This window comes from Paenibacillus sp. FSL F4-0087 (assembly GCF_038020215.1).
Classification (GTDB): Bacteria; Bacillota; Bacilli; order Paenibacillales; family Paenibacillaceae; genus Paenibacillus; species Paenibacillus taichungensis.
In genome coordinates this window covers 3267639-3289856 of sequence record NZ_JBBODJ010000001.1, presented here as the reverse complement: position 1 = coordinate 3289856, position 22218 = coordinate 3267639, and the positions used below count along the sequence as shown (strand labels likewise).

15 protein-coding genes and 1 riboswitch are annotated in these 22218 nt (G+C 48.5%); of the genes, 8 read left to right on the top strand and 7 right to left on the bottom strand.

What is annotated here, in order from left to right; genetic code table 11:
• Positions 1 to 29: 29 nt before the first annotated feature.
• From MHB84_RS15250 to MHB84_RS15240, 3 genes are all read right to left on the bottom strand, one after another.
• Positions 30 to 1493 (bottom strand): catalase, encoded by a 1464-nt coding sequence (locus MHB84_RS15250; protein WP_076287497.1) that lies wholly within the window; start codon positions 1491 to 1493, stop codon positions 30 to 32.
• Between the two features lie 314 nt (positions 1494 to 1807).
• The gene (locus MHB84_RS15245; protein WP_076287496.1) at positions 1808 to 2614 is read right to left on the bottom strand and encodes a winged helix-turn-helix transcriptional regulator; all 807 of its coding nucleotides are present in this window, start codon (positions 2612 to 2614) and stop codon (positions 1808 to 1810) included.
• Complete coding sequence (locus tag MHB84_RS15240) at positions 2590 to 2985, bottom strand: Fur family transcriptional regulator (RefSeq protein ID WP_076287495.1); 396 nt, start codon at positions 2983 to 2985, stop codon at positions 2590 to 2592. The genes MHB84_RS15245 and MHB84_RS15240 overlap by 25 nt, the downstream gene beginning before the upstream one ends.
• A gap of 276 nt (positions 2986 to 3261) precedes the next feature.
• On the opposite strand from MHB84_RS15240, the gene MHB84_RS15235 reads away from it, so the two are divergent.
• On the top strand, positions 3262 to 4389 hold the full coding sequence (locus MHB84_RS15235; RefSeq protein WP_076287494.1) for a GGDEF domain-containing protein: 1128 nt from the start codon (positions 3262 to 3264) through the stop codon (positions 4387 to 4389).
• Between the two features lie 131 nt (positions 4390 to 4520).
• Here the strand turns inward: MHB84_RS15235 and MHB84_RS15230 are convergent, their stop codons facing one another.
• Together MHB84_RS15230 and MHB84_RS15225 are read right to left on the bottom strand one after the other, a co-directional pair.
• Complete coding sequence (locus MHB84_RS15230) at positions 4521 to 5459, bottom strand: aldo/keto reductase family protein (protein ID WP_063567219.1); 939 nt, start codon at positions 5457 to 5459, stop codon at positions 4521 to 4523.
• A 205-nt stretch (positions 5460 to 5664) separates the two neighbouring features.
• Positions 5665 to 7311: a cellulase family glycosylhydrolase gene (locus tag MHB84_RS15225; protein WP_143764504.1), complete on the bottom strand. Its 1647-nt coding sequence runs from the start codon at positions 7309 to 7311 to the stop codon at positions 5665 to 5667.
• Between the two features lie 303 nt (positions 7312 to 7614).
• Here MHB84_RS15225 and MHB84_RS15220 point away from each other — a divergent pair, with 303 nt between their 5' ends.
• Complete coding sequence (locus MHB84_RS15220; RefSeq protein ID WP_076287493.1) at positions 7615 to 8628, top strand: LacI family DNA-binding transcriptional regulator; 1014 nt, start codon at positions 7615 to 7617, stop codon at positions 8626 to 8628.
• 49 nt (positions 8629 to 8677) lie between these two features.
• Here the strand turns inward: MHB84_RS15220 and MHB84_RS15215 are convergent, their stop codons facing one another.
• Positions 8678 to 10318 carry a hybrid sensor histidine kinase/response regulator gene (locus MHB84_RS15215; RefSeq protein WP_076287492.1) on the bottom strand — a complete coding sequence of 547 codons (1641 nt, stop codon included), beginning with the start codon at positions 10316 to 10318 and terminating at the stop codon, positions 8678 to 8680.
• 374 nt (positions 10319 to 10692) lie between these two features.
• Here MHB84_RS15215 and MHB84_RS15210 point away from each other — a divergent pair, with 374 nt between their 5' ends.
• The 3 genes from MHB84_RS15210 to metE all read left to right on the top strand — a co-directional run bounded on the left by MHB84_RS15210 (position 10693) and on the right by metE (position 16182).
• Positions 10693 to 12654, top strand: a complete 1962-nt coding sequence (locus MHB84_RS15210; RefSeq protein WP_076287491.1) for an anaerobic ribonucleoside triphosphate reductase — start codon at positions 10693 to 10695, stop codon at positions 12652 to 12654.
• Positions 12651 to 13160 (top strand): anaerobic ribonucleoside-triphosphate reductase activating protein, encoded by a 510-nt coding sequence (nrdG, locus tag MHB84_RS15205; protein WP_076287490.1) that lies wholly within the window; start codon positions 12651 to 12653, stop codon positions 13158 to 13160. Before MHB84_RS15210 ends, nrdG begins: the two co-directional genes overlap by 4 nt.
• Before the next feature lie 255 nt (positions 13161 to 13415).
• Positions 13416 to 13613, top strand: a riboswitch (cobalamin riboswitch).
• A gap of 220 nt (positions 13614 to 13833) precedes the next feature.
• Complete coding sequence (gene metE, locus MHB84_RS15200) at positions 13834 to 16182, top strand: 5-methyltetrahydropteroyltriglutamate--homocysteine S-methyltransferase (protein ID WP_076287489.1); 2349 nt, start codon at positions 13834 to 13836, stop codon at positions 16180 to 16182.
• 102 nt (positions 16183 to 16284) lie between these two features.
• Here metE and MHB84_RS15195 read toward each other — a convergent pair whose 3' ends face one another.
• On the bottom strand, positions 16285 to 19104 hold the full coding sequence (locus MHB84_RS15195) for a glycoside hydrolase family 3 C-terminal domain-containing protein (protein ID WP_076287488.1): 2820 nt from the start codon (positions 19102 to 19104) through the stop codon (positions 16285 to 16287).
• Positions 19105 to 19486: 382 nt separating this feature from the next.
• On the opposite strand from MHB84_RS15195, the gene MHB84_RS15190 reads away from it, so the two are divergent.
• The 3 genes from MHB84_RS15190 to MHB84_RS15180 all read left to right on the top strand — a co-directional run bounded on the left by MHB84_RS15190 (position 19487) and on the right by MHB84_RS15180 (position 22218).
• Entirely contained in the window at positions 19487 to 21031 is a 1545-nt protein-coding gene (locus MHB84_RS15190; protein ID WP_076287487.1) for an FAD-dependent oxidoreductase, read from the top strand.
• Between the two features lie 274 nt (positions 21032 to 21305).
• Entirely contained in the window at positions 21306 to 21635 is a 330-nt protein-coding gene (locus MHB84_RS15185; protein ID WP_076287486.1) for a PadR family transcriptional regulator, read from the top strand.
• The gene (locus tag MHB84_RS15180) at positions 21628 to 22218 is read left to right on the top strand and encodes an HAAS signaling domain-containing protein (protein WP_076287485.1); all 591 of its coding nucleotides are present in this window, start codon (positions 21628 to 21630) and stop codon (positions 22216 to 22218) included. The genes MHB84_RS15185 and MHB84_RS15180 overlap by 8 nt, the downstream gene beginning before the upstream one ends.

The window sequence follows — 22218 nt, the reverse complement described above, 5'->3', positions numbered from 1 at the left end:
ATTTCTGAAATAATGATGAGATCAGTGCTTTATTTACGATCCTGTGCGGGCATAAAAGCGGAAATATCCACACCCAGTCCATGAGCCAAACGACCACCGAGCTGTCCATCTGCCTGGAAGAAATGGCACAAGGCACGTAGCTGGGTCTGTTCCGGTACTGCCTTCAAGTCATTGATCAGGTTATCAAGCAGATGTTGCTGCTCCACCGCCGTGAATGAACGGAACAACTCCCCTGACTGCGTATAGTTATCAGTTTTCTCAATTTTCTCACGCGTAACATGGCCCTGTAACGGAGCTTGACTGTCACGATATTCAGGTGCTTCCTCCGGGCTGTTGCCTGAGCTATTCGGTTCATAGTTTACCGGGGACGGGTCCTGATTCACATTCATCAATCCATCACGCTGATGATTGCGAACCGGAGCATAAGGGCAGTTCACCGGAATCTGCAAATAGTTTGGTCCGAGCCGGTGGCGCTGTGTATCCGGATAGGAGAACAGGCGGCCTTGCAGCAATTTATCTTCGGAAGGCTCAATTCCAGGCACCAAAGCGCTTGGTGAAAAGGCTGCTTGCTCTACTTCTGCGAAGAAGTTTTGTGGATTTCGGTTCAATGTCATGGTTCCGATCGTCTGGAACGGCAGTACATCTTCCGGCCAAGTCTTGGTTGGGTCGAGCGGATCGAAGGCGAAATCATCCATCTGCTCCGGTTTCAGCAACTGTACCTGTAGCTTCCACTGCGGATATTGCCCGTTTTTGATATGATCGTGTAAATCCCGGGTGGCATGGTTGAAATCCTGTCCTTGCACCTCTGCTGCCTCTTGACGTGAGAAACCTCGTACGCCTTGGGCCGATTCCCACTTGTATTTCACATAATGGACTTGCCCTTGAGCATTAATCCATTTGAAGGCGTGTACGCCGAATCCATCCATTTCACGGTAACTTGCTGGTGTACCCAGATCGGAGAACAACCAGGTCATCATATGAGTCGACTCGGGTGATAGTGTCATGAAGTCCCAGTAGCGTGCAGGGTCCTGGATATTCGTATCCGGCGCAGGCTTCAGGGAATGAACCATATCCGGGAACTTCATGGCATCACGGATGAAAAAGACGGGCAAGTGGTTACCCACAATATCGTAGTTCCCTTCACGAGTGTAGAACTTCACGGCAAATCCACGTGGATCACGCGCTGTCTCCGGCGAACCCGTGCCGTGAATTACAGTCGAGAACCGCACCAGTACATCCGTCTCTGTTCCCGGGTCTTGTAAGAAATCGGCTGTCGTATAAGCCTTCATGCTCTTCTCCAGCGTAAACACGCCATGTGCACCGGCACCTCTCGCATGAACGACCCGTTCCGGAATACGCTCACGGTCAAAGTGTGCGATCTTCTCAAGCAGATGATAATCCTCAAGTAATGTGGGGCCTCTTCTTCCTGCGGTACGAGAGTATTGGTTATCACCTACGGGTGCGCCCTGATTGGTTGTCATGCGTTCTGTCATATCGTTATCCTCCTCATGTTGGTCTCATGCCTGCTGTATATACTCTATTAAAATCATATTCGCCATCGGATTAAATATACATTTAGACTTGATCTAACTGTTAAATTGATTCTAACATGTCCCACTCGCCCCTTGCATGAGGTTCGTATGAGATTAAGATGAGTTTCTTGCTCATTTCATGAATGAAATATGAACATCAACTTGGAGTAAGATGAGCATTGAGCCATTCCGATTGGCTTGATCTACTCCATCTAGTGGATATACCCGCATACGAGTGACATGAACAGCATTTTGTGTGCACAAAAAAAAGCGGACTAATCCGCCAGGCGGTAGCCCACTCCTCTTACCGTTACTATATATTGAGGCGAAGCCGCGTTATCGCCAAGTTTTTTGCGTAAGCTTTTGATATGAACATCCACCACATTACTTCCACCTGTAAAATCAGTCTCCCAAATATCGCTGAGCATCTCCTCACGGGAAATCACTGCACCTTTGGCATCAATCAGTTTCAGCAGCAGATCATATTCTGTCTTGGTCAAATGAATACGGTCATTATTGCGATGCACACTCATCCGCTCACGATCCAGCCATAGATCCTTGAAAGCGATGCGTTGGCCTTCCTGAGGGAGAAATCCGCGTTTCGGTGCTGCAGGGCTATTGCCAATCATGCGTTGCACACGATACAACGCTTCCTGAGGACGGGCCGGCCAGACCAGCAATTCCTCCTGAAGCATCGGTCCACTGGCACTGCCAATCATCTTCTCCCCCACCAGATACAGACACGGTGTTGCATGTTCTGCTTCACGATTCAATCGGCTGCTGATTCCCGCAAAAGCATCAATGGTTCCAGCAACAGACAGGTCATAGATTAACAGATCAAATACAAGCCGTTCATGCAAATCAGGCTCCCAGCGGTGGAACACCAGCACATCGAAGCAGCTGTCCGTCAAAGCCTTGACCAGTTCATGTACCTGCCCGGGCATCGGACTGATCAGAATGACCCGTCTCGTGACCGGGCAATTATCCACAAGGGGAGTTGAATCCGAAAGGGCAGGCTTGACCCGGAGCGGCAGACGACGGCCGGACAGGTTGATTTTTACTTGACCCGTTTGTTTCTGCATTCCGCGCAGACACCTCCAAAGACCACATGAGCGTGATCAATCGCATACCCGGTCTCCTCCGCAACTTGCTTCATCCATTGGGGAGGAACTTCCGTCATGACTTCATCTACCTTGCCGCATACTTCACACATAATATGTTGATGTTCGTCCATGCGGGCATCATAACGACTGGCCGTTTCGCCCAACTTGAGCTCCCGAATCAATTCTTTATCTGTTAAATATCGGAGTGAATTATATACCGTACCATAAGCCAAATTATAACCTTGCTCCACCAGACGGTTCATCACTTCTGCTGCCGTTGGATGGTCTTCGGAATGACGGACTACATCGTAAACGGCTTGACGCTGTATCGTCAGATTTAGAGTTCTCACCAGCAATTCTCCTTTATTAACCCATTCAATAGTATATAAGATGACACAGCAATCTACTGATTGCTATGATTCCCTGAAACATCAAAATCAATTTTGATTTAGATTAAGTATAAATCTCATTGTATAATGAAGTCAATATCCGACTATTTTATTCATGAATAGTGATATCCAAACCATCTTCTACGTAGCCATCGCCCCTACTTGGGATAATATGGTTCGCTACTATACTGCTTTTCAGCTAAAATATAGTAATGTGCGCTAAAGGAGGGATGCTTGTTGCTAAGCACGTTTTTCGTCAATCTCTGTGTCATGATCACGTTCATGTATGTGTCCGGAATCATAGCCAAATTCTATCGTATCCGCGTTCCCTTTCCCTCGATGCGTGTTCAGATGATCGGTGGTCTGCTGTTCGGGATCTATGGAACGGTACTGATGAACTATTCCTTTCCTTTAAATGAAACTACCATTGTAGATTTACGTCATTTGGCTATTGTCACAGCCGCCGTATATTTAGGAGGACTGGCTTCGGTCATCTCGGGACTTGTCATTTCCATCCTGCGTATTATCATGTTTGGAATGTCATCCGCTGCCATCGATGCAGCATTCGTCATGACGATCATCGGACTGTCCGGTGTATATTTTGCCTATGCTCCCTGGTCGCGATTAACCAAAATTATTACCATGAACCTGCTGGGTATGACGCTGATCTTTGTGATCCTAATGCTGAATACAACCAGCATGAACTCACTATTGAAAGTATATCCTTTACAGATGACCATTTCTTTTGTCGGTGGAATCTTTATTTATTTCATCGCAGAATTCATTAATAAATCGAATGAGATGTTGTTTCTGCTCGAACGCAAAGCGACCACCGATCATCTTACCAACCTCAGTAATCGCAGACAATTTGAGAAATCACTTGAATTTGAACTAGAACGGGCACGTGAGTACAAACAAAAACTATCGCTGCTAGTCATCGACATCGACCGGTTCAAAAAAGTAAATGACACTTTCGGTCATACTTCAGGTGATGCGGTTCTAAAACAACTCGGACAATTGCTCATTGAGCATGCCCGCTCAGCAGATATCGTCTCTCGGAACGGAGGCGAGGAATTCGCTATACTATTGCTCGATTGTGGTCATCACCAAGCCATGGCCATTGCCGAGTCCATCAGACAATCGGTTGAGAAGTACCATTTCGCGCTGCCTGATGGCAATACGATCCGGCTGACTATCTCTATCGGGGTCGCTGTTTTTCCAGATCACTGTGACGACCGGGATGATAACGATTTCTTTGAACAGGCAGACCGTGCATTATATGAGGCCAAGAATACGGGCCGGAACCGGGTATGTGCCATTCCGTTGCGTTCCAGGTCGCTCTCCAGCGGCCAAAGCTCATTCTAATCTCATACTCAAAAAGGGATGTCCCCATAGCCTACAGGCTAGCCAGGACATCCCTTTCTTATCTCACATTTTGCATCCTTCGAATCAACTCGCTTATGGGTACAAGAACAACCTGTGGAGTTGAGTTTGCCTTAAGCTAAGATTTGTTCGATTTCTTCAACGATGGCAGCATCCAGCTTCACTCCGGAAGCGGCTGCGTTCTCTTTCACCTGTTCAGGACGGCTTGCTCCAACAAGCGCACTGGACACGTTATTCTGGCGCAGAATCCACGCCAGAGCCAATTGGCCGACTTTCAGGTCCAGTTTGTCTGCCACTTCAATTAACTGGCGAACCTTGCCGATCCGGTCAGCGTTAATCTTCCCTTCATCCCATCCCAGCTTCGCTGCCCGGCTGTTCTCGGGAATATCGGACACCGAAGTGTATTTCCCGGTCAACAATCCTTGTGCCAGCGGGGAGTAGACAACTTGTCCAATTCCTTTGCGCTCACCCAACGGGATGATTTCACTTTCGATGTAGCGGTCAAACATGTTGTACACCGGCTGGTTCACCACGATATGATCAAGCAACAGGCGATCAGCGGTACCCAACGCAGCTTCCATTTGTGCCGCGGTCCATTGACTAACACCTACGTAGAGCACCTTGCCTTGGCGCACCAGATCGTCAAGTGCTCGCAGTGTCTCTTCAATCGGTGTTTCGGTATGATAGCGATGGCAATAATATATGTCTACATAATCAACACCCAGCCGTTGCAAGCTGGCTTCGCATTGTTCCTTAATATGTTTACGGGATAACCCTTGGTCATTTGGACCGTCACCCATTTTACCAAATACCTTGGTTGCAAGGACATAGGAATCGCGGGAATACGCTTTCAACGTCTGCCCCAGCAGTTCTTCTGCTGCACCCCGCTCGTACACATTGGCTGTATCAAAAAAGTTGATGCCTTCATCGAATGCGGCTTCAATTGATTTCACCGCGTTTTCACGTTCCACATATCCTCCATATGTCAGCCAGCTTCCCAGGCTAATCTCGCTTACTTTCAGTCCGCTTCCACCTAATCTACGGTATTCCATTGAATGCACATCCTCCTCTAAACTGATTAATGATGAAGTTCCCTTTCTATTGTATCGTATTCGGCTCGGATTAAAAGGGCTTTGGAGCAGAATTTGGGAAATAGATAGGGGTGAATATGAAAAGCTCCGCTAAATAGCGGAGCCACGATACAAGTCACTATGTTACGGTTACTTCATATTATTTATGACTGGGCGCTAGTTTGTCTTAGTTAGCTGTTACGATAAATTGTTCCCATGCTCCGCCCACAGCGTTACGATTGGCATACAGCACGCCTCCGTTATTCAGATCCGCACTGACATATTTACCGTTCGCCACGGATTTGAAGGCAACCAGTCCTCCGCCCAATTCTTCTCGGGTAAACTTCTCCCATGTAGATGGGTATGTGGCCGAGGCGATCAAACGCCCGCCATTATTCAGATCGGCTTGCACATATTTAATATTGCTCATCGACAGCAAAGATACCGTACCATCCGAATTCTGGATGATTTTGAACCTTTCCCAATGTCCGGCAGTATCCCGATTGGCTACCAGCGCATCTGCACCGCCATTCTCTGCGCTGACAAAAGTGCCATTGGCGTTGGCTTTTAGATTGGACCATGTCTCTGTAAAGGAAGCCGTTCCCGTATGTTTCTTGACCACATTCTGGAACGAGGTATTAGAGGCAAAGTTCGCCGTAGTGAACTTGCTCCATTTTGAAGCAATTGTTGGCGCGCTGTCGGTATTCAGGTTCGGCGCCGGGTTGTTGTTATTATTGTAATAGCCCCAAGTTCCGCCCCCTTTGACCTTATAACTCCAGTTCGTCCATGAAGCATTCAGTGAATTCAGACCGGATAGCCACTTCTCGGTCAGATCATCCTGACCAAACGAGAACTCGCCCGCTAACACCGGAACGTTCCAATTCTTCTGATAGGACGCCATATCTTTCAGCCAGCGATCCATCTCCGAATTGGTCAAATCCCAGTTGTTATAATCCGTGAATTGATAATGGTGCGTCTGATACATCACATTCGTCCACCCATAAGTCGTTGGTGGAGAAGCTGCCCACCAGTCGAAGAATGCCGCGATGATGATCATGTGATCGGCATCCTTGGCACGGACGGCTTTGTACATCCGGTCATAGAAATCCATCTTTTGCTTGATTTGAGCAGCATTTTCACCCGTTCCCATGGTCACAAGAGGTTCATTGAGCAAGTCGTACGCAGCAACGGTTGGATTGCCTTTGTAACGTGTTGCCATCCGTTCCCAGATCTGAATAGTCCAGTTCTGGTATGTAGAATTGGTCCACAGTTGGTTGGAATTTTCCTGACCGCAGGAATGCCATGGACAAGCTGCTCCCGGTGCACCGTGCAGATCGAGAATGACATACAGGTTTCGTTTGCCCGCTTCATCAATCAGCCAATCCAGTTTGCGGAACGTAACCGAATCAGGCTTCATGACACCGCTGGTGTTCATAAAATCCTCCCAATAGATCGGCACACGCACAACGTTCATGCCCCAGTTCTTGATGTTATCCAGATCACCAGCCTGTATCCAGGTATCCTGATATCCATTGATCAGACTCTGTGCACCCGATTCCCCAAAACGATTCGTCAACGTGCGACGCAGCGTGTACTCATCTACCGCTCCAGAGGGCGTCATCCATTCTTCCTGCAGCAGCCAGCCACCCAAATTTGTTCCACGCAGATTTACCACATTGCCTGTTCCCGAATTATTGCGGACAACCGTCCCGTTAGCCTTCAGGAAATCCCCTGATCCAAAAGCCGCACTGGCCTTCGGTGAACCTACGGCCGAAGCCAGCAGGCCCAGCAGCAGACAGCTGCACAACAGCATGATAGTGCTCTTCTTCAACATGTTGACGCCTCCCTTAAATGGTCATATCTTGAGGTATGACTGAACCAGGATGCAGCACTCACGACGGGTAACGATAATGCTATATAAACAGCGGGTATACGGGGGGTACGATCCATGGATGTCCGCTATTTATCACAAGTGAAGGGGTGGTGAAATCGATTACATTTTATTGAATATTAAACCCTTTATCTCTCCACTATCCCCAATTATTGTTTCAAACGGTTATAACTTGTAATCGTTTTCAATTGGAATTATAATGAATTTGAATTAATTGTCAATCACTTATTTGGAGTTGTGAAGAATATGGATGTCAAAATCATTGATGTAGCTGCCATTGCAGGTGTGTCCCCGGCAACCGTATCGCGGGTCATTAATCAGCACAGCAAAGTAAGCACCAAGACCAAAGATAAGGTGATGCGCGCCATAGAGCAACTGGGGTATCACCCCAACGCAGCAGCCAAGAATCTTCGTTCACAGAGAACCATGACGATTGGCGTCATCGTTCCGGATATTAACAACTCCTATTATGCCGAAATTATTAAAGGCATTGAGAACATCGCCTACGCTCGCCATTACAAGGTCATTATATGTGATGCCCATAACCTGAAAGAGCGAGAAGTCGATTATCTTAATTTGCTACTCGATCGGACCATTGACGGTGTCATCATTATCACGCCCATGCTGGCGGATGAGGAATTATTCCAGCTTGCAGATAAGGGATATCGTATTGGCATCGTTGGTAAATACATCGAACATGATCAGATCCCGTGTATATATACGGACAACGTGAAATTTTCCCAGGAAGTTGTTCAGCATCTCGTTGAGGCGGGACATCGGAATATCGTTTTCCTAAACGGTTATCCTGAAGCGATCGACAGCTATGAACGGCTAGAAGGCTACTTGAAGGCCCTGCGCAATCATCAGATTCCGTTCCGTCCCGAACTGATCGAGAATGGGAACTTCAATGAGGAAGGTGGGTACGAGGCTATCAAAAGATTGTTTAACAAAGGCCTGTCCTTCTCCGCTGTATATGCAGCAAATGATGAGATGGCGCTAGGTGTATACAAAGCATGTACGGAATACGGAATACGCATTCCCGAGCAATTGGCTATCGTAGGTGTAGATAACAATCGAATCAGCAAATACATCCATCCTACGCTAAGTTCGGTGAACCAGCCCAAGTATACGATGGGGGCCATTCTTATGGAGAAGATGATTGATACGATGAATACGAATGAATTTCAGGATAAACGTGTATTTAAAGTCGACTCGGAGCTGCTTGTCCGAGCTTCATCTTCCTTCAAAATAACAACATAAAAGCGCACCTGTGACAGGTGCGCCTAGTTTAATATATTTTCTCATGTTCTTAATGCACAATGATGCTTAACGCATTCAACAAATCAGCCTGCTTCACCGGCTTGGTCAGGACCGCATCAAAGACTTCCGCTTCATGCGGATCGATATGCATACCATACGGAATCAGAACAATGACCGGTGAATCTGTAACCAGGCGCTTCAGCTTGTGTACAAAATCCACAGCACCGCCCTCCAGAAGTCCCATATCCACAACGGCCACGTCTGGCTTAAAGCCATCCTGTATCCAGTCGTACGCTTCTGTCGTAACCGAGGTCATATGCACATCCATCTCCCATCTGCGCATCAGGGACGAGGCCCCTTGCAGAATGTCAGGGTCCTTGGCAAGCAGCACCTTTTTGCCCTTCAGTCGATGCTGTATATTGGCAAGCTGAGGCAGTTCCCAATGTCTGCGGAGCGGTAGGCAGATCTCGAATTCTGTCTCCTTGTCTCCCATGCCATGCACCTGAATACGACCATTCATAAGGATGGCGAGGTTTTGGCTGACCGCCAGTCCGAGATTGGTTCCAACCAGCTTCTGTGTACTTATATTTCCGTCCAAATTGTTAATTGCTCTAAGCTTATTGTCCGAAGACAACATGCGTCCGGTGTATTTCACTTGGAGTTGAAGGATACCCTCATCCTCTGCATCTCCACCATCTACGGTTGCCGTAATCAATACCGAGCCTGTCCGTGTTGAATCTATAGCATACTGAATGACATGGGCCAATAGTTGCCCGATCTTGATTTCATCCCCAACAAAAACCTGGGACACATTCAAATCAAGGTTCAATCCCAGCTCAATGTTCTTGCTCAGCGCCAGTCCCGCATAGAGATAAACGGTATTCTCAATCGTCGCTACCAGATCAAATGGATCATCATGTACGACCGTTTTGCCTGCGTCATTGACGTTATTAAAACTCATCATGTTATTCAACAGGGAAAGCAGAATGTTACCGCTGGTTTCAATCATATTCACATATTCTGTCTGCTCGTCCGACATATCCGGTGTACGCATCAGGTCGGTTAATCCCAGAATGCCGTTCAGGGGATTACGAATCTCGTGGCTCATCAGCGACAGCATCTGCGTCTTGGTCATCGCCTCAGACTCCGCACGTTCCTTCTCTGCCTGCAATTGCTCTTGTAATTGCTCCGAATCATTCAGCTTCTGTTCCTGAACTTGAAGCGTATCTTCCAGATCCACCACATACCCGAGAAAAACGGCCATGGCTTGCAGTGTTTTCATATCCGTTTCACTGATCACATAATCAGGATTATCCATCAGACAGATCGTACCGAACGTTTCCCCGGACCTCCGCATGATGGGAATCCCCACAAAGAAACGATTGCCCAGTCCGCTTGTTACGTCCATTGATTTCGTAAGAGGATGTTCACATGTATCCGTGATGATCAGACTGCTGCCCTTATCTCTTAATACCAGGCTGCAATATGAAGCTTCAAATGGAAGTTCACTACCTTTGGCGATCAACTCTTCCTCACGGTTAAAAGCCTCGATAATAACATTGGTCACGCCATTATTCGTGGCAACGAAGATGGTATTCACCTTTAAGATTCCGCTTAATACGTCAACAATATGGGACGCGGCTTCCTGTATATTTTCATAGAAGCCCCTTGTAATGCTTACCGTTCCCATGACTCACCCCTCTTGTCTTAGCTGCATTTCAAATCCGTATTCCACAGTATGATTCAATCGATTAACGAGGGTTCAAATATTCCGAAACAGCTGTCACAAACTATTCATATATGAAGTTTTCTATCCTTTTTTTTCAAGCATCGTCAACTGAACTTGCACAGTAAATAGAAATTATACGCTTACCCTCCAGCTTTGAAAACCTTTATCATTCAGGGCTATAAATCATGACCGTCAATCAGCCTCTCCCATGTGATCATTATCACACCTAAATAACAATATATAGTTTATAAATGGATAAAGAAACTCTACATGTAGTGTTCAATGAATGGACATTATCCCATACATTTCAATTTTATTATTTAGGAGGAACTGATATGAACATGCTTGAGTATGCCTCTCCACCGGCATCCGATCTGCTATCTGACCTGGGAAGACGAATTATTGGTGCTGAAGATGCCGATACGCTGAGGGAGAATGCCAATCTGAACGGAGACTCATTCAGCGGCAAGATGAGCAGGCTCGGTTCGGAGACCGCGAAGTGGCATGCTCTGCGACATGTGCTGCCTAAGGAGCTCGCTCTAGCTGTGGAGAACGGCGATCTGTATGTACACGATCTGGATCAGTATGCTCTTGGAACGACTAATTGTATCTTTATTCCGTTTGACCGGCTGCTGGCCTCCGGATTCAATACCGGCAACGGTTCGGTTCGTACACCACAGACAATCATGTCTGCCATGGCATTGGTAGCCATTATTTTTCAATCCCAACAGAACAGCCAGTACGGCGGGGTATCCGCCAATAAAATCGATTGGGATCTCGCACCTTATGTGAAGCGTTCGTTCCGTAAGCATTACCGGAAGGGACAACGGCTGTTTGGGGAAATCACCTCAATTGAGGATGAGCAACTGCATCTGGATAGCGATGAAGCAAAGGAGAATTGTCCTCGAGCCTTTGCCTTTGCCTGTGAAGAAACGGAACTGGAGACCGAACAGGCCGCCGAATCCCTGATCCATAATCTGAACACCATGAGCAGTCGTGCTGGGGGACAGATTCCGTTCACTTCGCTGAACTACGGACTGTGCACTTCAGCCGAAGGTCGACTCGTGTCTCGGTCTTTGCTGGAAGCGACCATTCGGGGACTGGGTAACGGAGAAACTCCCGTGTTCCCACAACATATTTTCCAGTGCAAGCATGGAATTAACCAATCTGAAGGAGAGCCGAATTATGATTTGTTCCGGCTTGCTGTGACCTGCTCCTCACGGCGCATGTATCCGAACTTTGTCAATGTGGATGCTTCCTTCAACCTGCCCTATTATCAACCGGAAGATCCCGATACGATCATTGCGACGATGGGATGCCGGACACGCACACTGGCTGATCGCTTCGGACGCAATCGTCAGAGCGGCAAAGGGAACCTGTCTTTTAATACCATCAATCTGGTCAAGCTCGGCATTCGATACGGGATCTGCCAGGGAGCAAGAGCCATTGCTGACCGGGCTGGCTTCTATACTGCGCTGGAATCGGTCATGCACAATGCTACGGACGGTCTGCTACACAGGTATCGAATTCAGATGAACCAACCTGCCAAAGCATCGGACTTCATGATGCGGGAAGGAGTATGGGAAGGCGGTGAACAATTGGCTCCGAATGAACCGGTGGCCGATCTGTTGAAACATGGTACGTTATCCCTTGGTTTTATCGGACTTGCCGAATGTATGACCGCTCTATATGGCCGTCACCATGGACAAGACATCCATGTACATCGAGAAGCCTTGAATATCATTCGTACGATGAGAGAATTCTGTGACCGGATGAGTGAGCAGCATAACCTGAATATCACCTTGTTCGCTACGCCCGCTGAGGGCCTATCCGGCAAATTCACCAAGATCGATCGGGAGCGATACGGCAACATCGCAGGGGTCAACGACAGGGAATACTACACCAATTCATTTCACATTCCGGTCTATCATTCGCTTCCTGCCTATCGCAAGATTGAACTGGAAGCTCCCTTCCACTCCCTATGTAATGCCGGAGCGATCTCATATGTCGAACTCGACGGGAATGTAAGGGCCAATACCGCCGCTTTCCAACGAATCGTTCAATACGCGCTGGCCCAGGATATCGGGTATTTCTCCATTAATCACCCGATTGACCGTTGTCCGTCCTGTGGCTATGAGGGCGTTATTGGAGATGTATGTCCCGGATGTGAGGCTCATGAAAACCATGTGCATTTCCAGCGACTGCGCCGGGTTACGGGTTATCTGACCGGTGACTATAAAGTGCGCTTCAATGGCGCGAAGCAGGCCGAAGTGAGAGACCGGGTGAATCATCGGTGAATCTGTATGGTTACATCCCGGAATCAGTGAATGAGGGGCCAGGCCTGCGTGCCGTGTTGTTCATTAGCGGATGCCGCCACGCTTGTCCGGGCTGTTTCAGCCCCGGCTCATGGAGCTTCCGTGCAGGCGAACCATTTACGGAGAAGCGTCAGCAGCAGATTTTGCATGAAGTGACCTCACACCCCTTGCTGGAAGGGGTAACGTTATGCGGAGGTGATCCTTTTTTCTCTGCCACAGAATGCGCCTCCTGGGTTCGGCAGCTTCGGGCTACTCGACCTGATCTGACTGTATGGGCATACACGGGGTTTGTGTATGAGGAACTGATTACAGACCCGTCGCGGGCGGAGTTATCCCGGCTATGCGACGTCATTATCGATGGGCCTTATATTGCAGCTGAGCGTGATGTGTCTCTTCCTTTTCGCGGCAGTCGTAATCAGCGCATCGTTAATGTGGGTGCAACAATGGCAGACCAGACAATCGTTACCATGCAGTTAGATGCATGGTAACGTTTTTTTTATTTAGGGGAACCAAGCACAGCGTGGGCGATGATTTGCTTCATTTTAAGGAGCCAAATCTACCAATAAATCAAGGTTTAATAGAACATTATTTTATTTCCGATCGGATTAATGATATATGTTGCAAGCCCGTTGGTTATCGTCTATGATTGGTAGCAGAAGAGCAAGTATACGACGATTACATCATGATACAATCTATCATCTATGCTTGGTCGCCAATTTCATAGCCGGAGATGTGTACGCACATTTCCGCACACGGAAACAGGTGCCGACCGCGCTACATGCGTGGTCAGGCTTAAAAGGGAAGCACGGTGTAAGTCCGTCGCGGTCCCGCCACTGTATACGGGGAGTCTATGCATATAATCCACTGGTATAACCACCGGGAAGGAATGCATATGGCCATGATCCGCAAGCCAGGAGACCTGCCTGTTTCGACAGCATCGCATGACCTACGGAAGATAGGGAGGTGTTGGAGCAGCCGCTACAACTACTTATAGCAGGTGTTCTTTCCCATTCTATCTTTGTGCACAGTCGTCATTCATGATGCCTGTTTCTCGGGGTATGGAATCGGAAGGAATGCCTTTTTTTGATGCTTTCAAAAGAAGCACACCACAATAGCTTCAACTTGATGGGTTCACTTATTATAAATGAGGAGGAATTTTACATGTCGCAATCACAGCAACAACAGCCACAAGTACTGACAAGCAACCTCGGTTACCCCCGCATCGGTGCGGGACGCGAATGGAAAAAAGCACTGGAGTCCTTCTGGGCTGGCCGAATCGATGAATCTACGCTTCATCAGGAGCTAACCACGCTTCGGTTGCAGGATCTGAAGAAACAGCAGGCACAGCAGCTCGATCTGATTCCTGTGGGCGACTTCTCCTACTATGATCATATTCTTGACGTATCCGCGATGTTTGGCGTCGTTCCTGAGCGCTTTAACCATTCAGGCGGACCCGTATCCGTATCTACTTACTTCGCCATGGCCCGGGGTAATGATCAGGCAACAGCCTGTGAGATGACCAAGTGGCTGAACACGAACTATCACTACATCGTACCTGAGATTCATAATGATACTGCATTTGCATTGCTTGAAAATAAACCCCTTGCCGCCTATCGCGAAGCGAAGCAGGAGCTTGGGCTGGAAGGTAAACCAGTCGTTGTCGGTCCGTACTCGTATGTACGATTCGCCAAAGGCTATGACGCGGAACGCTTCGCAGAAATCGTCACTCGCCTCGTTCCCGTATACGCCCAGCTTCTGTCTGAGCTTCAAGCAGAAGGCGTACAGTGGGTACAGATCGACGAGCCTGCTCTGACGCTGGCCGTCTCTTCCGAAGATGAAGCTTTGCTGCAACAGGTGTATGCTGCCTTGGCAAAAGCTGCACCGGAGTTGAAGCTGCTGCTTCAAACGTATTTCGAATCGGTGGAAGCTTATCCGGTCGTGACAGCTCTGCCTGTTGCCGGAATCGGCCTGGACCTGGTCCACGGCTATGAAGGCAACCTCGCCAGCCTGCGGGAGCATGGCTTCCCGCAGGATAAATGGTTGGGCGCCGGTGTCATCGACGGGCGCAACATCTGGCGCGCCGATCTCGCAGAAACGGCGAAGCTGCTGGAGCAGGTAGCTGAATTCGCAGCCGAAGGCAAGCTGATCATTCAGCCTTCCTGCAGCCTGTTGCATGTACCGGTTACTGCCGCTCAAGAGAGCGCGCTTGATCCGGTACTGCGCAATGCCCTGGCCTTTGCCGACGAGAAGCTGGAGGAAATAGCGACGCTCGGCACGTTGTTGTCCGGCGGTGCAAAGCAGGCGGACCAAGCAGCGGCTTTGGCTGAAGCCAGCCGCCGCGCCCAGGCAAGCACCGAAGCGGTGCGCCTGCTGAGCGAGTCCGAATCACGGACACGCCTGAGTGGCGCGCCTGCAGGGGTGCACGCTGATGAGCAGCTGCTTCGTAACGCGTCATTCCAAGAGCGACGCGAATTGCAGCAGCAAAAATGGTCGCTCCCACTGCTGCCAACAACAACCATTGGCAGCTTCCCGCAAACGGCGGATGTGCGCAAAGCACGTGCACTCTTCCGTAAAGGGGAGTGGAATGCGGAGCAATATGATGCCTATGTTCGTGAACAGATCCAGGAGTGGATTACCATCCAGGAGGAAATTGGTCTGGATGTGCTGGTACACGGTGAGTTCGAACGTACCGATATGGTCGAGTTTTTCGGTGAGAAGCTGACCGGATTTGCCTTCACCAAAAATGGCTGGGTACAATCCTACGGCTCACGCTGCGTGAAGCCACCTGTAATCTATGGAGATGTGCTGTTCAATGAACCGATGACGGTAAAAGAAACAGCCTATGCCCAGACACTGACCAGCAAACCGGTAAAAGGCATGCTCACAGGTCCGGTAACGATCCTGAACTGGTCCTTTGTCCGCTCGGATATACCACGCAGTGAAGTATCCTACCAGATTGCTCGCGCCATTCGGGACGAGGTTGAAGCGCTAGAGCAAGCAGGCATTGAGATGATTCAGGTCGATGAGCCAGCTCTGCGTGAAGGACTTCCTCTCAAACGAAGCAAGTGGGATGAGTACCTGCAATGGGCCGTGGAATCCTTCCGTTTGGCTACTGCAACCGTAAAACCAACAACGCAGGTGCATACCCATATGTGCTACTGCGAGTTCGATGATATTATTGAAGCCATCAGCGACCTGGATGCAGATGTGATCTCGATCGAAACATCCCGCAGCCATGGGGAACTGGTAGGCAGCTTCGAGCAGAATACGTATGACAAAGGCATCGGACTCGGTGTATACGATATCCACAGTCCGCGTGTTCCAGGCAAGGACGAGATGTTGAATATGATTGAGCGTGCACTTCAGGTGCTGCCAGCAGATCTGTTCTGGGTGAACCCTGACTGCGGACTGAAAACACGTGGTAAAGCCGAAGTTGTAGATGCATTGAGCATCATGGTGGACGCTGCTCGTACAGCAAGAGAACGAGTAACCGCTGATTCCTCAATCTAAACGAAGCTTGTGAATGCAAATAAAAGCCTCCGAAATCCTTCGGAGGCTTTTATCATTTACCATCATTCTATTTGTTTATCTTGAAAGGTCTTTTTATCCGACTTAATGAATCTCGAAATGACTGACACGTACTCCTGCGGACAACACAAGGTATACATCCTGTTGACCTGATACGCCTTTCAGGTCTGCCTTAACCGTGGACCACTGCTGTGCCTCACCATGTGCCAGTTCCACGCGTCCTGCCAGTGTACCGTCAGGTGCGCTCAATCGAACTTCCAATACCGCATCTGCCTGTTCTGATGATACACGTGCTTCAAGCGCTGCTGCATTGCTGCCCAGATCTGCATCTTTGAAGGCAATCCAGCCTTGTTCACCAATCACACGGACAGAAGTTCCGCCTTCCTTGCTCTCATCCAGATCTACACCGAAGTATGCATCGTAATTCTCGGCGCGCGTAGCCACACCCAGATTACGTGCAGGAATGGTCTCCCCTTGTACTGTCAGGTCAGCAACAAGCTGAACATCGGCAGAAGATTTGCCCACCATAATGGAGTAGGTGCCGCTTTCGACCACATAACGATCACGGGTTACATCCCAGATCGCCAGTTCCTGAACTGGCAGTGTGAAGCTGACTTTTACTGTAGCTCCAGCTTCAATATGAAGACGACGGAAACCTTTTAACGTTTTGAGTGGACGTTTCACACGGGACTGTCCGGCACGCACATACAACTGTACAACCTCATCACTGGCGATCGTACCTGTATTTGTCACGTCCACATGCACAGTAATGATCTCTTCGACTCCAGCTTGGGCCGGGTTCAGCTCCAAATTACTGTATTTAAACGATGCATACGTTAATCCATGTCCGAATGGATACAGTACATCACCTTCAAAATACTGATACGTACGTCCGGATTGAATGATATCGTAGTCTCTGATATCAGTTAGCTGATCTGCGGATTGTACCCATGTCATATTCAGGCGGCCTGCTGGTGCATAACCGCCATATAATACGTCAGCTATAGCGTTCCCCAACTCTTGTCCTGCATGGGATGTATACAATACAGCCGGAATGTTCTCCTGCACCCAGTTGGACGTGAACGGGTAACTTCCCACGATAACTACAACGGTATTTGGATTCGCTGCATACACGGCTTCAACCAGACGCTGCTGGGATTCAGCCAGGTCCAGACTTGGGCGGTCGATCTCTTCTTTACCATTTACAAGCGGATTGTTGCCGACAAATACAATCGCCGTCTCCGCTTCCTTCGCGGCCGCAACCGCTTCTTCCAATCCATTCACCACAATATCCTTTTTGAACGTTTCCGTAGCACCGAAAGATTTTAACTCTTCGGATACCGCAAACACATCGTTTCCACCATTGGGTGCCGTTACTGTTTTACCGTTCCAAGTCGTCAGCCCCACGCTTCCGTCTTGTTGTGGCAACAGATGGAATACTTCCTTCACAAACCAGCCATATACTTCATCCGCTGATGCCGTAACCGTTTCTTCATCCGTCGTCAGGTATTTCCCATTACTGTTTGCCTTCAGCGTGTAACTGCCAAAGCCCCAGTCACTTAGTGTAAATGTCTCCGCATTTCCCGAAGCAATGATGGATGATTTCTCATCCTCAGCCAATCCGACAGCCTTACCGCTTGCCACTGAAGTCAATGTAATGCGGTCATTGCCATCCTTGAATGCAACCTTGTCGCCGCCTACTTTGCCACTGATCGCTTCAAGCGGGGATACGCTATATGGCATGGTGCCTGCATACCAGTCACGATAGACTGTTCCGCCCAGTTGGCCAATCACAGCCACTTTGCCGGATTTTGTTTTATCCAGCGGCAGCGTGCCTTTATCATTTTTAAGCAGTACCACTTGTTCTCTTGCTGCTCTCAGTGACAGGGCCTTCGCTTTCTCCGTCATCATTGCTTCTTCACCAATCGAAGCATATGGATTGCCCTCAGCCGGATCGAATTCACCCAGACGGAAACGCACACGGAACGTATTGAACAACGCCAGATCGATGTCTTCCATTGTGAGTGTGCCTTGCTCCAGCCCTTCACGCAGTGCCTTTTTCGAAAGATCCGCATCATCGGTAATGCTGTCAATTCCGGCTTTGACGGACTCTACTGTTCCTGGTGTGTGGGAATCATAGTATTTATGATCGTTCTTGATCCCCATAACATCCCCTGCATCACTCACGATGAAGCCATCCATGCCCCATTCGCCCTTCACAATCTCGTTTACAAACGGATGCAGCAATGCTGGTGTACCATTAATTGAGTTGTACGCGGTCATCATTGACTGTGCGCCGCCCTCTTTAAACGGTTTCTCGAATGCCTTCAGATAATATTCACGCATGTTGCGTGGATCAATGCTCGATGAACCACTGCCACGGTCCACTTCATTATTGTTAGCAAGGAAATGCTTCAACGTGGCAACTGCCTTGTAATACTTCGGATGGTCGCCCTGAATTCCCTTAACCAAGGCCGTTGTCAGCTCAGCAGTCAGTTCCGGGTCTTCACCATAAGCCTCTTCGTTCCGACCCCAACGTGGATCACGCTCCATATCAACCGTAGGTGCCCACAGAGTCAGACCGTTTACTGCTGGATTGCGTTTGTAAAATACACGTGCCTCGTCTCCGATCACGGAGCCGATCTCTTTCATCAGATCCGCATCCCATGTGCATGCTAGCCCTACCGGCTGCGGGAAGGAAGTCGCTTCGCCAAGCCAGGCCAGACCATGAGCTGCCTCTGTACCGTGTTTATATGCTGCGATACCCAAGCGTTCCACTGCGGGTTGATATTGCAGCATCGATTCGATTTTCTCATCTTCCGACAGACGGGACACGAGGTCCTTTACACGTGTATCCAGTTCGAGCGTTGTATCCTGGAAAGGATATTTCGTTTGGTTGGTCATTAATATGGAATCTCCTTTGGTAATTCATTGATTTATTTAGAATGATAGCGGATACATAACCGATAAATTAATACGATGTAATTCTTGATGTATCCGACCTCAAAATTCGAAGATTTAACCTTTTAGAATAAGCACTTTATGAGTCATCGTTAACTCTTATTTTCGTTTACTAAAACGGTTTCGGTAAATCTATCATATAGCATGTTTAGTAAAAAAGACAGGGGGGCTTCACAGGAAAATGTGAACTTTCCTCAGGAAAGTATGCGGGCAATCGTTTTATTCTGGCACAGTATGGTAATCATGGATAGGAGTATAGATATGACGTACTTATTGAGCTAGGCGTAGTCCTCAATGAAGAAGAATATTGAAGGAGGAAAATCGAGTGAGTGACCATCAACAATCCCCGTCAGGTTTGCCCTCCATCCCGGAATCGCTGTGGAGAGCAACAAACCCATTCAATGAATATCCGAAACTGACAGAAGATACAACCGCCGATGTAGCCATTATTGGTGCAGGAATTGCAGGCATTACAACAGCCTATTTGCTGGCCCAGAAGGGCATGCGCGTGGTCGTGCTTGAAGCCGGAAAAGTACTGGATGGCACAACAGGCCATACAACGGCCAAGGTATCGGCACAGCATGGCGTGATATTTGATGAATTGCTTCATCATTTTGGAGAAGAACAGGCCCGCATGTATTATGAAGGCAATGCAACGGCTGCCAAGTGGATGCGCGACCTAGTAAAAGAAAAACAGATTGATTGCCAGTGGGCTGAGGAAGATGCCTATGTCTACATTCAATCCGAGGAAAATCTCAAGAAGCTGGAGATTGAGCTGACAGCCTATGGCAAGCTGAATATTCCTGGTCAATGGGTTGATCCCCTTCCCATCCCAGTTCCGTCCAGGGCAGGGATTAAGATGCCGGGACAAGCTCGCTTTGACCCGCTCAGTTATTTGCATTACTTACTGGAATCCGCAGTCAAGCAAGGTGTACGCATCTACGAACATACAACGGTAACCGATGTAGAGGAAGATGCCTCGCTACATGTGCGTACATATGAGAATGGTCCATCCGTAACAGCCGAACATGTCGTTGTTGCCTCCCATTTTCCGGTCTATGACCCCGGATTTTATTTTTCACGGCTGCACGCTGAACGTTCCTATGCTGTCGTTGTAGAACCTCAGAAACCTTTCGCCGGTGGTATGTATATCTCTGACGATGAACCCTATCGATCCCTGCGTACTGTCATTCATAAAGGGAAGGAACACATCCTCTTTGGCGGGGAAAATCACAAAACCGGACAGGGCATCTGCACTGTCGGTCATTATGAAAATTTGGAGCGCTATGCAGCAGAAACATTTGGCATTCGCAACATCCCTTTCCGCTGGTCAGCCCAGGATCTGATCTCCATCGATAAGGTCCCTTACATTGGGCCAATTACAGGACGACATGAACGTGTCTATGTGGCTACCGGCTTTGCCAAATGGGGCATGACCACAGGAACGATGGCTGGTCATATCCTTACGGACCGGATTACCGGACGCGACAACGCTTACGCTGCTGTATTCGATCCTGCAAGATTCAAGGTAGACCCTGGTGTGAAAAACTTCCTTGTAGAGAATGTCAATGTAGCCGCGGAGCTGATCTCTGGCAAAGTCGGCATTATTCACAAGAACACGGGAGAACTCGGCAACGATGAAGGGGCCGTTGTTCGCCATGATGGTAAACGTGCTGGCGCCTACAAGGACCCGACGGGGAAACTCTTTCTGGTGGATACCACCTGCACCCATTTGGGTTGTGAAGTGGAATGGAATGCTGGGGAACGTTCCTGGGATTGCCCATGCCACGGCTCACGCTTCGATTACGCAGGCAAAGTCATTGAAGGCCCTGCTGTTAAAGACCTTAAGATGCTGGAAGCACAAGAATAAACTAAGCTGATACCCCCATCGTTGTATACCTTCATCCCATAGACCCGGATCGGAATCCGTCTTCAGACGGAAGTAACCGATTCGGGTTTTGCGTATGCTGATCTATAGATTAATTAGCGAGAAAACGAAGTTAGTCCAACTCAGCGGGACATCGTGATACGGAACTATTTTAAAATCACTATCTTGCATTAAACAGTACCGGGTGCTATGATGAATTCACGACTACTGAACAATACACACTAGTGATTGGATAGAGCAACAAGGAGGAACCCAAGTGAATGTTAATATTCAATTCAAAAAAGGGGTGCTGGAACTATGCGTCCTCGTGCTGATCAACCGCCAGGATCGTTACGGCTACGAACTGGCTCAGGCTGTATCCCAGCATATTGAAGTGGCGGAAGGTGCGCTGTATCCCCTTTTGCGGAGATTGGTCAATGACGGCTATTGTACGACTTACCTGCAGGAATCCAGTGAAGGCCCACCACGTAAGTACTACAAACTGTCTGATACCGGCCGTGACTATATGAAGACTCTCACGAATGAATGGAATAGTTTTGTGCGCAATGTCGCAAATCTTATAGAGGAAGGTACCCCAAATGAATAGACAACAATTCATGCAGGCAATGGAGATTCATCTAAGACCGATGGACCCGCTGGAACGGGCCGAATTGCTCGCTGATTATGAACAGCATTTTGAGATGGGATTAAGAGAAGGAAGACTAGAAGAAGAGATTGCACGGGAACTGGGGCATCCGATCGAGATTGCCAAAGAAGCGTTAGGTGACCGATATGATGCACACACGCCAGGATCTGATCCGTTTTATGCGCCAACATTCGAAGAAATGCGTTCACAGCAAAAGAAGGGGAATCGGGCTGCACGCAACTTCTTCACGGCCATCGGACTTTTTTTCTTGAACATCATACTCGCGATTCCGCTAGGACTGACTCTGTGGTCGGTATGGCTCACCATTGCCAGTTTGTCGCTGCTGGTAGTAGCCCCGGTCGCTGCTGCTGTGGATTTCTTATATCTCGGCCATTTTGAGTATTCTGAATTGTTCGTTTCGATTGGAGTATTCGGCGTAGGCATTCTATTCGCCATTGCAACAAAATCGGTGTTTAAAGCCTTTAAGTCAATCACTCTTCAGTATATAAGATGGAATCAAAAGACGATGAAAGGGGATGTCTAG